The 14468-nt window shown below is 63.8% G+C and carries 13 protein-coding genes; 11 read left to right on the forward strand and 2 right to left on the reverse strand.

Going from position 1 to position 14468, the window contains the following annotated elements; genetic code table 11:
* Positions 1-435: 435 nt before the first annotated feature.
* A complete protein-coding gene (locus QXZ85_RS09410; RefSeq protein WP_315702151.1) occupies positions 436-1410 on the reverse strand; it encodes an NADPH:quinone oxidoreductase family protein in 975 nt (324 codons plus the stop codon).
* 447 nt (positions 1411-1857) lie between these two features.
* Between QXZ85_RS09410 and QXZ85_RS09415 the strand changes: the two genes are divergently transcribed.
* The 6 genes from QXZ85_RS09415 to QXZ85_RS09440 all read left to right on the forward strand — a co-directional run bounded on the left by QXZ85_RS09415 (position 1858) and on the right by QXZ85_RS09440 (position 8529).
* The gene (locus QXZ85_RS09415) at positions 1858-2469 is read left to right on the forward strand and encodes an invasion associated locus B family protein (RefSeq protein WP_315702150.1); all 612 of its coding nucleotides are present in this window, start codon (positions 1858-1860) and stop codon (positions 2467-2469) included.
* Between the two features lie 126 nt (positions 2470-2595).
* Positions 2596-3807, forward strand: coding sequence for a 23S rRNA (adenine(2503)-C(2))-methyltransferase RlmN (gene rlmN / locus QXZ85_RS09420; RefSeq protein WP_315702149.1), 1212 nt, complete (start codon positions 2596-2598; stop codon positions 3805-3807).
* Positions 3808-3933: 126 nt separating this feature from the next.
* The gene (locus tag QXZ85_RS09425; RefSeq protein ID WP_315728075.1) at positions 3934-4419 is read left to right on the forward strand and encodes a hypothetical protein; all 486 of its coding nucleotides are present in this window, start codon (positions 3934-3936) and stop codon (positions 4417-4419) included.
* A 120-nt stretch (positions 4420-4539) separates the two neighbouring features.
* The gene (locus QXZ85_RS09430; RefSeq protein ID WP_315702147.1) at positions 4540-5331 is read left to right on the forward strand and encodes a phosphatase PAP2 family protein; all 792 of its coding nucleotides are present in this window, start codon (positions 4540-4542) and stop codon (positions 5329-5331) included.
* Between the two features lie 114 nt (positions 5332-5445).
* Complete coding sequence (gene argG, locus QXZ85_RS09435) at positions 5446-6783, forward strand: argininosuccinate synthase (protein WP_315702146.1); 1338 nt, start codon at positions 5446-5448, stop codon at positions 6781-6783.
* A gap of 219 nt (positions 6784-7002) precedes the next feature.
* On the forward strand, positions 7003-8529 hold the full coding sequence (locus tag QXZ85_RS09440) for a malonyl-CoA synthase (RefSeq protein ID WP_315728073.1): 1527 nt from the start codon (positions 7003-7005) through the stop codon (positions 8527-8529).
* 68 nt (positions 8530-8597) lie between these two features.
* Here QXZ85_RS09440 and QXZ85_RS09445 read toward each other — a convergent pair whose 3' ends face one another.
* Entirely contained in the window at positions 8598-9458 is an 861-nt protein-coding gene (locus QXZ85_RS09445) for a sulfite exporter TauE/SafE family protein (protein WP_315728070.1), read from the reverse strand.
* Between the two features lie 127 nt (positions 9459-9585).
* On the opposite strand from QXZ85_RS09445, the gene QXZ85_RS09450 reads away from it, so the two are divergent.
* The 5 genes from QXZ85_RS09450 (at position 9586) to QXZ85_RS09470 (ending at position 14362) form a co-directional block, all read left to right on the forward strand.
* On the forward strand, positions 9586-10485 hold the full coding sequence (locus QXZ85_RS09450; RefSeq protein WP_315702143.1) for a LysR family transcriptional regulator: 900 nt from the start codon (positions 9586-9588) through the stop codon (positions 10483-10485).
* Positions 10486-10898: 413 nt separating this feature from the next.
* Positions 10899-11297: a succinate dehydrogenase, cytochrome b556 subunit gene (gene sdhC, locus QXZ85_RS09455; protein WP_315702142.1), complete on the forward strand. Its 399-nt coding sequence runs from the start codon at positions 10899-10901 to the stop codon at positions 11295-11297.
* 20 nt (positions 11298-11317) lie between these two features.
* Positions 11318-11692: a succinate dehydrogenase, hydrophobic membrane anchor protein gene (gene sdhD / locus QXZ85_RS09460; protein ID WP_315703131.1), complete on the forward strand. Its 375-nt coding sequence runs from the start codon at positions 11318-11320 to the stop codon at positions 11690-11692.
* A gap of 3 nt (positions 11693-11695) precedes the next feature.
* Complete coding sequence (gene sdhA / locus QXZ85_RS09465) at positions 11696-13531, forward strand: succinate dehydrogenase flavoprotein subunit (protein WP_316173985.1); 1836 nt, start codon at positions 11696-11698, stop codon at positions 13529-13531.
* A gap of 48 nt (positions 13532-13579) precedes the next feature.
* Positions 13580-14362: a succinate dehydrogenase iron-sulfur subunit gene (locus tag QXZ85_RS09470; RefSeq protein WP_315702140.1), complete on the forward strand. Its 783-nt coding sequence runs from the start codon at positions 13580-13582 to the stop codon at positions 14360-14362.
* Positions 14363-14468 lie beyond the last annotated feature (106 nt).

Below are 14468 nucleotides of genomic sequence, written 5' to 3' on the forward strand. Positions count from 1 at the left end.
CCGAATCAGCCCAAAAGTGGACGGGTTTGGCGTGAATCTGGAGATTTCTTGATTTGGCCGCGGCAAAGGCCAGCAAATCGGCGAGAAGAAGAAGTCGGAATCTTAAGTAGAACAGTAACTAAGTGGCCGAATTAACCGTGCCACAATTTTTTTTGGTTGTAGTTGTTATTGGATGCGCGGTTTTCGATTTTGGTCGGCAAATTGATTTCGGCCCATGTCGATTTATCGGCGGTTGTGGCATTGTTGCACCGTCGGATACATCTCCCGCTTAGCATTATCTACAAGATGCACGCGAAGGTTTTGCGCGGGAGAATGCGGCCCTGCCGAATGTGACGAGGTCGTGGCGCGTGGCGCAAAGTGCGCGCCACGCTGTCGACCAAATTACCGGCGCCCGGGCTCGTGCCGAGAACGCCGCTTCCGCATTCGCCGCCGCCGTCAAGGATGCAGGATGACCTTGCCCATGGCCTGACGGCCGCCGAGCACCTTCAACGCATCGGCCGTCTGCGCTAGCGGGAAGACGCGATCGACATGGGACGACAGCTTGCCGTCAGCGGTCCACTGCGCGAGCTTCTCGAGATTGGCGCGATGCTTGGCAGGGTTGATGCGGGTCCAGGCGCCCCAGAACACGCCGCGGATATCGCAACCCTTCAAGAGCGCGAGGTTGAGCGGCATCTTCGGAATCTCGCCCGCAGCAAAGCCGATCACCAGAAAGCGGCCTTCCCACGCGATCGAGCGCAGCGCGGCTTCGGCGTAGGCGCCTCCGACCGGATCGAAGATGATATCGGCACCCTTGCCGTTGGTCAGGCGGCGCAGGCCTTCTTTCAGATCGTCCTTGGCGTAGTTCAAGGTGAGCTCGGCGCCATGCGCCTTGGCGAAAGCGAGTTTCTCGTCGCTGGAGGCGCACGCAATGACCTTCAAGCCCATCAGCTTGCCGAGTTCGCAGGCGGCAAGCCCGGTGCCGCCGGCGGCGCCGAGCACGGCCAGGGTTTCGCCGGGCTGCGCCCTTGCACGGTCGTCCAGCGCATGCAGTGCCGTGCCGTAGACGATGATGATGCCCGCAGCGCGGTCGAAATCGAGATTGTCGGGAATCTTTACGATCGCTTCCGCCGGCAGCGCGATCTTTTCCCGCGCGCCGTTGTGGCCGCACGACGCCATCACGCGATCGCCGACCTTGAGATCGGTGACGCCTTCGCCGACGCTCTCGATCACGCCCGCGACTTCGGCGCCCGGCGAAAACGGAAAGGGCGGCTTGACCTGATACTTGCCCTGAATCATCAGGATATCGAAGAAATTCAGCGCAGCGGCCTTGATCGCGATCACCGCCTCGCCGGGGCCTGCCACGGGATCAGGAATGTCGGCAAGCACGAGATCGTCCGGCTGGCAGAATTGGGAACAGAGAATGGCTTTCATGAGCGCTCCTGACGTTCTTGTTATTGGATCCTCTTGGTCCGCGCGCCTCCCGCTTTCCGATGCTGACGGCTCGGCGGCAAAGCTGCCGGGCCGCTGTCCGAACAGGGAACTCGCTTGGCAGTGCTCATGCCGGATTTGCTGCCGCGCCACAATCTGAATTCCCCGGCGACGGACTCCCGCTTAGGTTGTGAGTTGCTTGACGTGAACGCGCCGGAGGGGCCATCTTCCAGTCACAATATTGATGGAACCACCGCGGCGCATGACGAATTTGAAGTTCTGATCGCTGCTTCTGCACGCTCGTCATCGGAGCTTCCAGTTCAAAGCCGCAGTTGTTCATGCTTTGCTAGGGCTCTGCTATTTCAGACGTTCGCAAACGAAGACGGCGCGGTATTATATACTATGGTGCGAACTTCGGAGTCGGGGCACCAGGGGGGAAGTACTCTCATCATGTTTTTTGGACGAGGACTGATAGCGCTGGCCGCCGGCGCGCTCGTGTTCGGCGGTCCGAGTCTTGCGGTGGCGCAGAGCGCGGCGCCCAAAGCGCCGAAGGCAGCTCCCAAGGTGGCGCCGAAGCAGGAGGCGAAGACGGCCGTACCCAATGTGGGTGGGGCCGAGCCGACCTTGATCGGCCAGTTCGGAAGCTGGGGCGCCTATACGGCAGCGCCAGCCGGTAAGAAGGTCTGCTTCGCGCTCGCCAAGCCGACCTCATCCAAAACCAGCCCGCCGAACCGGCCGCGCGATCCGGCCTATGCCTTCGTCTCGTCGCGGCCGTCCGAGAAGGTCTTCAACGAGGTCTCGATCATGATCGGCTATGCCGCGAAACCCGGCTCGGATTCCACGCTGGAGGTCGGCGGCGCGTCCTACGCGATGTACACCCAAGGCGACGGGCTATGGATCAAGAACGCGGCGGAAGAGGAGCGCTTGGTGGAAGCGATGCGCCGCGCCCCGGATGCCGTCGTCAAGGCGGTCTCGGCCAAGGGCACCGAGACGGTGGATACCTTCTCGCTGAAGGGGCTCTCACAGGCGCTCGACCGCATCGCGCAGGATTGCAAGCGGTAAAGGTCCATCGAACCTTGCCGGTTCCGGTCGCAATTGCAGCGAAGCTTGCTATATAGGGCCGATATGGGGGGCTCGCGCCTCCGGCCGTCAGCCCGGGGCTGGGGCACAGCATTTGGGTCCATTCTGATGTCATCGACCGCCGAGTTGCGCGGGACCGCCGCGCCCCTCGAAAAAACGCCGCTCGAAACCTACGTGCCGCCGGCCAAGCCGTCGCTGATCGGCCTGTCGCGCGCGGAGCTTGCGGAGCGCCTGGGCGAGATCGGCGTGCCGCCGCGGCAGCAGAAGATGCGGGTGCAGCAGCTCTGGCACTGGATCTACTTCCGCGGAGCGAGGTCGTTCGACGAGATGACCTCCGTGTCCAAGGAGACGCGGACCGGCTTGGCCGAGCGGTTCACGGTCGACCGTCCCGAAGTGGTCGCCGAGCAGATCTCCAACGACGGCACCCGCAAATGGCTGTTGCGGCTGCCGAGCGGCGATGCCTTGCAGAAGGCGCATGAAGTCGAGTGCGTCTACATCCCCGAGACCGACCGCGGCACGCTCTGCGTCTCATCGCAGGTCGGCTGTACCTTGAACTGCGCATTCTGCCACACCGGCACGCAGCGCCTGGTGCGCAATCTCACCGCAGGCGAGATCGTCGGCCAGGTGATGGTGGCGCGCGACCGGCTCAACGATTGGGCCGATCGTGAGACGCCGCACGGCAACAGGCTCGTCACCAATGTCGTGATGATGGGGATGGGCGAGCCGCTCTATAATTTCGACGCGGTGCGCGACGCGCTGCTGATCGTCTCGGACAACGAAGGCATCGGCATCTCTCGTCGCCGCATCACGCTGTCGACCTCCGGCGTGGTGCCCAACATCGCTCGGGCCGGCGAGGAGATCGGCGTCATGCTCGCGATCTCGCTGCACGCGGTGCGCGACGAACTCCGCAACGAACTGGTGCCGCTCAATCGCAAGTACCCGATCGCCGAACTGCTGCAGGCCTGCCGCGACTATCCCGGCGCCTCGAATGCGCGGCGCATCACCTTCGAATATGTGATGCTCAAGGGCGTCAACGATTCGCTCGACGACGCCAAGCTCCTGGTCAAGCTGCTCAAGGGCATCCCGGCCAAGATCAATCTGATCCCGTTCAATCCCTGGCCCGGCTCGCGCTACGAATGCTCGGATTGGGAGCAGATCGAGAAATTCTCGGAGTATGTCTTCAACGCCGGCTATTCCTCGCCGGTGCGCACCCCGCGCGGCCGCGACATTCTCGCCGCCTGCGGCCAGCTGAAATCGGAGACGGAAAAACTGTCGGCGCGCGAACGCCAGGCGCTGCGCGCCATGGCGATGACCGATTAGTGTAAATGTCAGATGCCAAACGTACGTCGTTGCGAGCGAAGCGAAGCAATCCAGGACCGCACGAGTGATGCTGGATTGCTTCGTTGCTGACGCTCCTCGCAATGACTGCGGTTGGGAGGGCCTAACATGGCGCTGATCGGCCGCCTGTTCGTGATCGCGTTCGCCTTCCTGGCCGCGTGCTTCGTTGCGGGGCTGATCGTCGTGATCGCGATCCTGTTTCCGGAGTTCTCCGACCTTGGCGAGGGCCCGATCGACCAGGGTGCGCTGAACGTGATCATCGGCTTCGGCTTCATCTTCGTCTCCGGTTTCGCCCTGCTCCCGGCGATGCTGATCGCGTTGATCACGGAGGCATTCTCGATCCGCAGCGTGCTGGCTTACGCGATCGGCGGCGGCGTGGTCGGTGCGGCCTGCTATCTCGGCCTGGTGCCGTTCGATCCGGACACGTTCCAATTCGAAGGCATCGTGCGGCGGCACCTGGAGATCCTGACCGGCGCCGGCATCGTCGGCGGCCTCGTCTACTGGCTGATCGCCGGTCGCAACGCGGGCGCCTGGCGCGAACCGCCGCGGCAGCTGCCGCCGTCGCCGCCCTTGCCGTCGGGCTCGGTGCGGTGAACATCCGTCATTCCGGGGCATCGAGCCCGAAATCCCGCGATTCCGGGGTCGGCTGTTGGGGTCGTCGCGGAACAACGGTGGAGCTTTCCACCTTTCACGTTGTCGGCTAAACCGCGCGCCATGAACCGGACCGGACTTTTCGTCGCACTGTCGCTCGCGCTCGTCATCGGGATCGTGTTCGGGATCTATCCCGAGCTCGACCTCAAGCTCGCCGCGCTGTTCTATGATCCCGTCACGCACGCATTTCCGCTGAAGCTCAACGGCTATGCGTCGTTCGCGCGTGACGGCGCGATGTGGATCGCCTGGGCGATCGCGCTTCCCTCCATCGTTGCGCTGGTGGTGAAGTTCATCCGGCCCGATCGGCCGCTGCTGGTGAAGGGCCGTACCATCGCGTTCCTGTTGCTGACCTTGTCGCTGTCGGCCATCGTACTCGCCAACGCCACCTTCAAATCCTATTGGGGCCGGCCGCGCCCGGTGGTGGTGACCGAGTTCGGCGGGGACCTGCCCTTCGTGCCATGGTGGGATCCGCGCGGCGGTTGCGGTCGTAATTGCTCGTTCTTCTCCGGCGAGGGCGCGACCGCGTTCTGGACACTGGCGCCGGCCGCCTTGACCCCGCCTGCGGTGCGCCCGATCGCCTACGCCGCGGCGGCCGTGTTCGGGCTCGTCACCTCGGGGCTGCGCATGGCCTTTGGCGGGCATTTCTTCACCGATGTCGCCGCCGCCGGTCTCGTGACCTTCCTCGTGATCTGGCTCTTGCACGGCTACATTTACCGCTGGCCGTCCACGCGCCTGTCCGACGAGGCCATCGATGCGTCGCTGACCCGCCTCGCCTGGCCCGGCTACCGGCTGATGCTGCGGCTGGTGCGCCGCCGTCGCGCCGCCGGGACCAGCCCTGCGGCTCGAGCGGGGTAGCCCGCTATCGGTGCCTGCCCAAAAACCCGTGCCCAAGCTTGGGAAATTTGATATTCGCGGCAACTTGAAGCGCCGCACCAGATGCACCAGCACCTACGACCGATTGGAAGCTCCATGAGTACGATCCTGAAAAGCCTGCCCACAGGGGAAAAAGTCGGCATTGCGTTCTCGGGCGGTCTCGACACCAGTGCGGCGCTGTTGTGGATGAAGCTGAAGGGCGCCCGCTGCTTCGCCTACACCGCCAATCTCGGCCAGCCCGATGAGGCCGATTACGACGAGATCCCGCGCAAGGCGCTCAGCTTCGGCGCCGAGAAGGCCCGGCTCGTGGATTGCCGCACCCAACTGGTCCATGAGGGCATCGCCGCCATTCAATCCGGCGCGTTCCATATCTCGACCGGCGGCCTGACCTATTTCAACACCACGCCGCTCGGCCGCGCCGTCACCGGTACGATGCTGGTCGCGGCCATGAAGGAAGATGGCGTCAACATCTGGGGCGACGGCTCCACCTATAAAGGCAACGACATCGAGCGGTTCTATCGCTACGGCTTGCTGACCAATCCGAATCTGAGGATCTACAAGCCCTGGCTCGATCAGCAGTTCATCGATGAGCTCGGTGGCCGCGCGGAGATGTCGGCGTTCCTGACCGCCAATGGCTTCGCCTACAAGATGAGTGCCGAGAAGGCCTATTCGACCGATAGCAATCTGCTCGGCGCCACGCATGAGGCCAAGGATCTCGAACATCTCGACAGTGGCATCCGGATCGTCAATCCGATCATGGGCGTGCCGTTCTGGCGCGACGATTGCGTCGTCAAGCCCGAGACGGTCACCGTGCGTTTCGAGGAGGGCCAACCGGTCGCGCTGAACGGCCAATCCTTCACCGATCCGGTCGCATTGTTCCTCGAGGCCAATGCCATCGGCGGTCGTCACGGTCTCGGCATGAGCGACCAGATCGAGAACCGGATCATCGAGGCGAAAAGCCGCGGCATCTATGAAGCGCCCGGCATGGCGCTGCTGCACATCGCCTATGAGCGCCTGGTCACCGGCATCCACAACGAGGATACGATCGAGCAGTATCGGATCAGCGGCATGCGTCTCGGCCGGCTGCTCTATCAGGGACGCTGGTTCGACTCGCAAGCCTTGATGCTGCGCGAGACCGCCCAGCGCTGGGTGGCGCGCGCCATCACCGGCGAGGTGACGCTCGAACTGCGCCGGGGCAACGACTATTCGATCCTGAACACCGAAAGCCCCAACCTGACCTATCAGCCCGAGCGGCTGAGCATGGAGAAGGTCGAAGACGCGGCGTTCACGCCGGCCGACCGCATCGGCCAGCTGACCATGCGTAACCTCGACATCGCCGATACCCGCACCAAGCTCAACCTCTACGCAGAGACGGGGCTGATCTCAAACCGAGACGGTTCTCAGATCTTCCAGCTCGAAAGCGATAAGGACTGAGACGACGGATGTGTCGACCCGGCCGGGTGGTCGGATTCGCTTTCGCGACATTTCGGCCGGCCGTCTCCGTTGCCTTCGAAAGGGCGTTTTTGCTATTGCAGCCTCGTCCCGACCGCGAGGCTCGGGGCAGCCATCCCGGCTATCGTCGCTATCGTCGAGCATGATGTTTCCGAGCAACCGGCCGTCGCTGTTCCGGATCGTGCTCCAGGGGAATGTTGCATGAACCAAGCTGCCAACGCCAACCTGTTCTCCCGCCTGTTCGACACACTCGACGATCCGAGCCGGCTTGCGATCGAAACCCAGGACGGCGGCCGGATCACCTATAGCGACCTGATCGCACGCGCCGGTCAGATGGCGAACGTCCTGGCGGCGCGCGGCGTCAAGCCCGGCGACCGGGTCGCGGTCCAGGTCGAGAAGTCCGTCGAGAACCTCGTGCTCTATCTCGCGACCGTGCGCGCCGGCGGCGTCTATTTGCCGCTCAACACCGCCTACACGCTGAACGAGCTCGATTATTTCATCTCTGACGCCGAGCCGACGGTGGTGGTCTGCGATCCGTCGAAGGAAGAGGGCATCGCGTCGCTTGCGGCCAAGGTCGGCGCCAAGGTCGAGACGCTGGATGCGAGCGGCAAGGGCTCGCTGACGGAGGCGGCGGACAAGGCCGACAGCGCGTTCGCAACCGTGCCGCGGACGAACGACGACCTGGCGGCAATCCTCTACACGTCCGGCACCACCGGCCGCTCCAAGGGCGCCATGCTGAGCCATGATAATCTGGCGTCGAACTCGCTCACCCTGGTCGACTACTGGCGCTTCACCAAGGACGACGTGCTGATCCACGCGCTGCCGATCTATCACACTCACGGCCTGTTCGTGGCGAGCAACGTCACGCTGTTTGCGCGGGCCTCGATGATCTTCCTGCCCAAGCTCGATCCCGAACTGATCATCAAGCTGATGGCGCGCTCGACCGTGCTGATGGGCGTGCCGACTTTCTACACCCGCTTGTTGCAGAACCCGCATCTGAACAAAGAGACCACCAGGCATATGCGTCTCTTCGTGTCGGGCTCGGCGCCGCTGCTGGCCGACACCCATCGCGAATGGTTCGCACGCACCGGCCACGCCGTGCTCGAACGCTACGGCATGACCGAAACCAATATGAATACGTCAAATCCTTACGACGGCGAGCGCGTGCCCGGCGCGGTCGGCTTCCCGCTGCCCGGCGTCTCCGTGCGTGTCGCCGATCCCGAAACCGGCAAGGAGCTTGCCCGCGACGAGATCGGCATGATCGAGGTCAAGGGGCCGAACGTCTTCAAGGGCTATTGGCGGATGCCGGAGAAGACCAAGTCGGAATTCCGTGACGACGGCTTCTTCATCACCGGCGATCTCGGCAAGATCGATCCCAAGGGCTACGTCCACATCGTCGGGCGCGGCAAGGACCTCGTGATCTCGGGCGGCTTCAACGTCTATCCGAAGGAGATCGAGAGCGAGATCGATGCCATGCCGGGCGTGGTGGAATCGGCCGTGATCGGCGTGCCGCATCCCGATTTCGGCGAGGGCGTCACCGCGGTGGTGGTGCGCCATGCGGACGCGGATGTGACCGAGGCCAGCGTGCTGAAGGGGCTCGACGGACGGCTCGCCAAGTTCAAGATGCCCAAGCGCGTCTTCATCGTGAACGAGCTGCCGCGCAACACGATGAGCAAGGTGCAGAAGAACGTGCTGCGCGACCAGTACAAGGATATCTATACGAAGTGACATGTCGTCCCGGCGAACGCTCTGCGCGCTACGGAGGACAGGCAAGGCCGGGGCGAGCGCGGAGTTCGTTATTGCCCTGACACCAGGCTGATCACGAACCGGCTGCCGACGATGAACAGATAGCAGCCGAACGCCGCCTCCAGCATGCGTTTGCCCATTGCATGCGCCACGCGTACGCCAACCGGCGCGGTGAACAGGCTGAGCGGCATCACCAGAATCGCGCCGATCAGGGAAACATAGCCGATCGCGAACGGCAGCTGCAGCGCCATCACGTCGGGATAGCGCGCGGCTGCCGGCCAGCCGGCATAGATGTAGCCTAATGCGCCGGGGATCGAGATCAGCACCGCGAGCGCCGACGATGTCGCCACCGCCTGATGAATGGGGCGGCCGTAGAAGGTCATCAGCAGGTTCGAGAACAGGCCGCCGCCGATCCCCATCAAGGTCGACAAGACGCCGACCGCGAGCCCATAAAGCTGCATCAGGCCGCCGCGTGGCAATTTATCGCCGAGTTTCCAGTTCTCGCGGGCCAGGATCAGCCGCGCTGCGGCCGACCATGCGACGGCAACAAAGACGATCTTGAACAGCCGCTCGGGCGCGTAGCGGGCGATGACGCTGCCGCCGATCACGCCAAGGATGATCGGTACCGCCCAGGCGCGGACCACGGCGAGGTCGACTGCGCCGCGCGCATGATGGGCGCGAAAGGAGCGGATTGCGGTTGGAATGATGATGGCCAGCGAGGTGCCGACGCAGAGCGGCATGCGCACTTCGAGCGGGACGCCGGCGATGCGGAAGCATTCGTAGAGCACCGGCACCAGGATCGCGCCGCCGCCGATGCCGAACAGGCCGGCGAGGAATCCGGACAGCGCGCCGACCAGGATGAGAGCGAGCGCGAGCTCGACGAGCCCGCCGATATCGACTGCAACCGGCATGTGCGACGACGTATCCTGGCGCTGGGGACGGATGAGAGAACGCAGGAGCGCGATGTAGACTCTTCCGCATGCAGGGAGTATCCGGCAAATCCGGTCAGCTCTCTTGCAGATTGCGGAAGGATGACGCGTGGATCAGCTTTCGGCGATGGCGACCTTCGTGAATGTCGTGGAGGCCGGCAGCCTGTCCGGCGCGGCCCGCGCCGCTCACGCCTCGCTGACATCGGTCAGCCGACAGGTCGCGTGGCTGGAAGCGCATTACGGCACGCAGCTGTTGCTGCGGACGACGCGACGGCTTGCGCTGACCGATGCCGGGCGGCTGCTCTACGACCGGGTCAAAACGATCCTGAGCGAGGTCCGTGAGATCGACGCGGCGCTCTCATCCAGCCAGCATCAGCTCACGGGACGCTTGCGCATGAGCGCGCCGAGCTTGATGGGACGACTCTTGATCGCGCCCGTGCTGCCGGACTTCCTGCGCCGCCACCCGCAGCTCTCGCTCGACCTGCTGCTGCTCGATCGCCCGGTCGATCTCCTCGCGGAGGATATTCACGTCGCGCTCCGGATCGGACGTCTGCCGGATTCGCAGCTGATAGCGCACCGGCTGGGCGAGCTCACGATGGTGGTCTGCGCCGCGCCGGACTATTTGGACCGGCGCGGCGAGCCGCAATCGCCGCGCGAGCTGGTCCGGCACGATTGCCTGGTATTCTCGGACACGCCGGGCGCCGCCGTTTGGCGCTTCCGCGTGCGGGATGGAGCCGAACAGAAGATCCACGTATCAGGCCGGCTCTGGATCAACAGCCTGGACTCGCTGGTGTTGGCTGCAACAGCGGGACTCGGCCTCGCCCGGGTGCCATCCTGGCAGGTGAAGCACGCCATCGAAACCGGGCGCTTGCGGCGAATCCTGACCGCGTATGAACTGCCGCCCACGCCCGTGCAGTTGGTGTTTCCGGCCGCGCGGCTCGGCGCCCCCAAGACGCGAGCCCTGGTGGATCATCTGGCCGCGTGCTGGCGATCTTCTGGCGAGCTCTGACCTGCTGTTGACTGAGAGCAGGGTTGCGCGAGCATCATCGCAACCTCGTGCATACGGCCGAAACCGATGCGGCAAGCGCGTCCGCGCAAGAAATGAATCTATCGCGCGATGCGGCTTGGCGTGGAGCACTGCGAACCGATCGTTCCACCGAATGCGCGCAAAAGAAGTGAATTCCTGTTGCTCCATGCGATGGTCCCACGCCGTCTGGTATACCACGGAGCGGATTGTCTCTTTTAAGACCCGCTGCGGCGCCCGACCTGCTCGCAGCTGTAGGACTGAACACCGGTTCGGTTTTGGGCCATTTGATCGTTGCGCTGGCTGTTCCGACTCCGTAAATAAAGGCCGCCTTCCACGATCCACGACGGGCTTACAAGCGCGCGCTGCTTGCGGCCCACAAGAATATATCAAGCACAATGAACGCCAGGATCGAACGACCTCTCTCCCCACATCTGCAAACCTACCGCTGGACGTTGACGATGATCTTGTCGATCGTCCACCGCGCCACCGGGGTTGCGCTCTATTTCGGGACCCTGCTGCTCGCTTGGTGGCTGATCGCCGCGGCGTCAGGGCCCAGCGCGTATTCTTACGTGCAGGCCTTTACCTCCAGCATCATCGGCCGGCTGATCGTGTTCGGCTTCACCTGGGCGTTGCTGCACCACCTGCTCTCCGGTATCCGGCATTTCGTCTGGGATCTCGGCTATGGCTTCAAGCCGAACGAGCGCGAGGCGCTGACCTGGGGCGCGCTGATCGGCGGCATCTTCCTGACCGTGCTGGTCTGGATCCTGGCCTATGCGGTGGGAGGCGGCCGATGAGCGACGCACGCACAAAATCGATGCGGACTCCGCTCGGCCGCGTCCGCAATCTCGGTGCGGCTCATTCCGGCACCAGCGATTTCTGGCGCCAGCGCATCACTGCAGTGGCGATGACGCTGCTGATCATTCCGATCGTCGTGATCGTGATCATGCTGCTGGGCCGCAACCAGGCGGGTGCTGCGCAAATTCTCGGCTCGCTGCCGATCGCGATGATCATGCTGCTCTTCATCGTCGCCAGCTGCTGGCACATGAAGATCGGCATGCAGGTGGTGATCGAGGACTACGTCCATAGCGAGCAGCTGAAGCTCGTGGCGATCATGGCCAATAACTTCTTCGCGCTGACCGTGGCCCTGGCCTCGATCTACGCCATCTTCAAACTTTCATCCGGAGTCTAGCCTATGGCCGGCGGTGCAAATGGCAGCGCGAACGGCGCGCCCGCAACGAACGGGAAAGCCTATCCGATCGAGGATCATACCTACGACGTCGTGGTGATCGGCGCCGGCGGCGCCGGCTTGCGCGCCGTGGTCGGCTGCAGCGAGGCGGGCCTGCGCACCGCCTGCATCACCAAGGTGTTCCCGACCCGCTCGCATACGGTGGCGGCACAGGGCGGCATTTCCGCTTCGCTCGGCAACATGCATCCGGACGATTGGCGTTGGCACATGTACGACACCGTCAAGGGGTCGGACTGGCTCGGCGACCAGGATGCGATCGAATACATGGTGCGCAATGCGCCCGAGGCGGTCTACGAGCTCGAACATTGGGGCGTGCCGTTTTCGCGCACCGAGGACGGCAAGATCTATCAGCGCCCGTTCGGCGGCATGACCTTGGATTACGGCAAGGGCCAGGCGCAGCGCACCTGCGCCGCCGCCGACCGCACCGGTCACGCCATGCTGCACACGATGTACGGCCAGGCGCTGCGCCATGCCGCCGAGTTCTACATCGAATTCTTCGCTATCGACCTGATCATGGACGATCAGGGGGCCTGCCGCGGCGTGATCGCGCTCAAGCTCGACGACGGCACTCTGCACCGTTTCCGCGCCCAGACCACCATTCTCGCGACCGGCGGCTATGGCCGCGCCTTTGCCTCCTGCACCTCGGCGCACACCTGCACCGGCGACGGCGGCGCGATGGCGCTGCGTGCCGGCCTGCCGCTGCAGGACATGGAGTTCGTGCAATTCCATCCGACCGGCATTTATGGTTCGGGCTGCTTGGTCACCGAGGGCGCCCGCGGCGAAGGCGGCTACCTCGTCAATGCCGAAGGCGAGCGCTTCATGGAGCGCTATGCGCCGTCGGCCAAGGACCTGGCCTCACGCGACGTGGTGTCGCGGGCGATGACCATCGAGATCCGCGAAGGCCGCGGCGTCGGCAAGAAGAAGGACCACATCTTCCTGCATCTCGACCATCTCGATCCGAAGGTGCTGGCCGAGCGTCTGCCCGGCATCTCCGAATCGGCGAAGATTTTCGCCAATGTCGACGTCACGCGCGAGCCGATCCCGATCGTGCCGACCGTGCACTACAACATGGGCGGCATCCCGACCAACTATCACGCCGAGGTGCTGACCAAGAAGGATGGCGACGACAACGCCGTGGTGCCCGGCCTCATGGCCGTCGGCGAAGCGGCCTGCGTGTCCGTGCACGGTGCCAACCGTCTCGGCTCCAATTCGCTGATCGACCTCGTCGTGTTCGGCCGCGCTGCCGCGCTGCGTCTCGCCGAGAAGCTCACCGCCAACGGCAAGCAGCCGGATCTGCCGAAGGACTCGGCCGACAAGGCGCTCGGGCGCCTCGACCGCTACCGTTATGCCTCCGGCGGCACTCCGACCGCGAAGCTGCGCGAGAGCATGCAGCATGTGATGCAGAACAATTGCGCGGTGTTCCGCACCGGCGAGGTGCTGCAGGAAGGCCATAACCTGATCCATAAGGTCTATGGCGGCATCGGCGACATCGCGATCTCGGACCGCTCGCTGGTCTGGAATTCCGACCTGGTCGAGACCCTGGAGTTCGACAATCTGATCGCGCAGGCGGTGGTGACGATGGACTCGGCGGCCAACCGCACCGAGAGCCGCGGCGCGCATGCGCGCGAGGATTATCCGGACCGCGACGACAAGAACTGGATGAAGCACACCCTGGTGTGGATCGATCGGGACGGCAAGACCACGATCGATTATCGCCCCGTGCACAGCTACACCATGACCAACGATGTGCAGTACATCCCGCCCAAGGCGCGGGTCTATTGATCGCGCGCGTACTGATTACATCCCGGACAACCAAGAAGGCCTTTCGAAATGGCTGAGTTCGCACTTCCGAAGAATTCGCAGATCACCGGCGGCAAGACCTGGCCGAAGCCGGCTGGCGCTACCGAAGTCCGCGAGTTCAAGGTGTATCGCTGGAATCCGGACGACGGCAAAAACCCGAGCATCGACACCTATTACGTCGACGTGAATGATTGCGGCCCGATGGTGCTCGACGGCCTGATCTGGATCAAGAACCACATCGATCCGTCGCTGACCTTCCGCCGCTCCTGCCGCGAGGGCGTGTGCGGCTCCTGCGCCATGAATATCGATGGCCAGAATACGCTCGCCTGCACCAAGTCGATGCACGAGGTGAAGGACAGCGCGGTGAAGGTCAACCCGCTGCCGCATCAGCCGGTGGTGAAGGACCTGGTGCCCGATCTCACCAACTTCTATGCGCAATACGCGTCGATCGAGCCCTGGCTGAAGACGACTACGCCGACGCCGCAGAAGGAATGGCGGCAGAGCCATGAGGACCGCGAGAAGCTCGACGGCCTTTATGAGTGCATCCTCTGCGCCTGCTGCTCGACCTCCTGCCCGAGCTATTGGTGGAACAGCCAGCGCTATCTCGGGCCGGCGGCGCTGCTGCAGGCGAACCGCTGGGTCAAGGACAGCCGCGACGAGGCCACCGGCGAGCGTCTCGACAATCTCGAGGATCCGTTCCGCCTCTATCGCTGCCACACCATCATGAACTGCGCCAAGGCCTGCCCGAAGGGCCTCAACCCGGCCGAAGCGATTGCGGAACTCAAGCTGAAACTGGTCGAGCGGCAGATCTAAGCCGCAGCCCAGACCAGAGCTCCGTCCTCGGAGCCTCATCACACCAGCGCCCTGGCCGATTTACCGGTTCCAGGGCGCTCTCGTCTTTGTGATGAGCTGCGAATTG

Source organism: Bradyrhizobium sp. SZCCHNGR1005 (assembly GCF_032489995.1).
In the GTDB taxonomy this organism is placed as follows: Bacteria; Pseudomonadota; Alphaproteobacteria; order Rhizobiales; family Xanthobacteraceae; genus Bradyrhizobium.

What these genes read in the sequence shown, in the direction of transcription:
- QXZ85_RS09410 (WP_315702151.1), bottom strand. Translation starts at nt 1,410, where the DNA reads ATGAAAGCCATTCTCTGTTCCCAATTCTGCCAGCCGGACGATCTCGTG.
- QXZ85_RS09415 (WP_315702150.1), top strand. Translation starts at nt 1,858, where the DNA reads ATGTTTTTTGGACGAGGACTGATAGCGCTGGCCGCCGGCGCGCTCGTG.
- rlmN (WP_315702149.1), top strand. Translation starts at nt 2,596, where the DNA reads ATGTCATCGACCGCCGAGTTGCGCGGGACCGCCGCGCCCCTCGAAAAA.
- QXZ85_RS09425 (WP_315728075.1), top strand. Translation starts at nt 3,934, where the DNA reads ATGGCGCTGATCGGCCGCCTGTTCGTGATCGCGTTCGCCTTCCTGGCC.
- QXZ85_RS09430 (WP_315702147.1), top strand. Translation starts at nt 4,540, where the DNA reads ATGAACCGGACCGGACTTTTCGTCGCACTGTCGCTCGCGCTCGTCATC.
- argG (WP_315702146.1), top strand. Translation starts at nt 5,446, where the DNA reads ATGAGTACGATCCTGAAAAGCCTGCCCACAGGGGAAAAAGTCGGCATT.
- QXZ85_RS09440 (WP_315728073.1), top strand. Translation starts at nt 7,003, where the DNA reads ATGAACCAAGCTGCCAACGCCAACCTGTTCTCCCGCCTGTTCGACACA.
- QXZ85_RS09445 (WP_315728070.1), bottom strand. Translation starts at nt 9,458, where the DNA reads ATGCCGGTTGCAGTCGATATCGGCGGGCTCGTCGAGCTCGCGCTCGCT.
- sdhC (WP_315702142.1), top strand. Translation starts at nt 10,899, where the DNA reads ATGAACGCCAGGATCGAACGACCTCTCTCCCCACATCTGCAAACCTAC.
- sdhD (WP_315703131.1), top strand. Translation starts at nt 11,318, where the DNA reads ATGCGGACTCCGCTCGGCCGCGTCCGCAATCTCGGTGCGGCTCATTCC.
- sdhA (WP_316173985.1), top strand. Translation starts at nt 11,696, where the DNA reads ATGGCCGGCGGTGCAAATGGCAGCGCGAACGGCGCGCCCGCAACGAAC.
- QXZ85_RS09470 (WP_315702140.1), top strand. Translation starts at nt 13,580, where the DNA reads ATGGCTGAGTTCGCACTTCCGAAGAATTCGCAGATCACCGGCGGCAAG.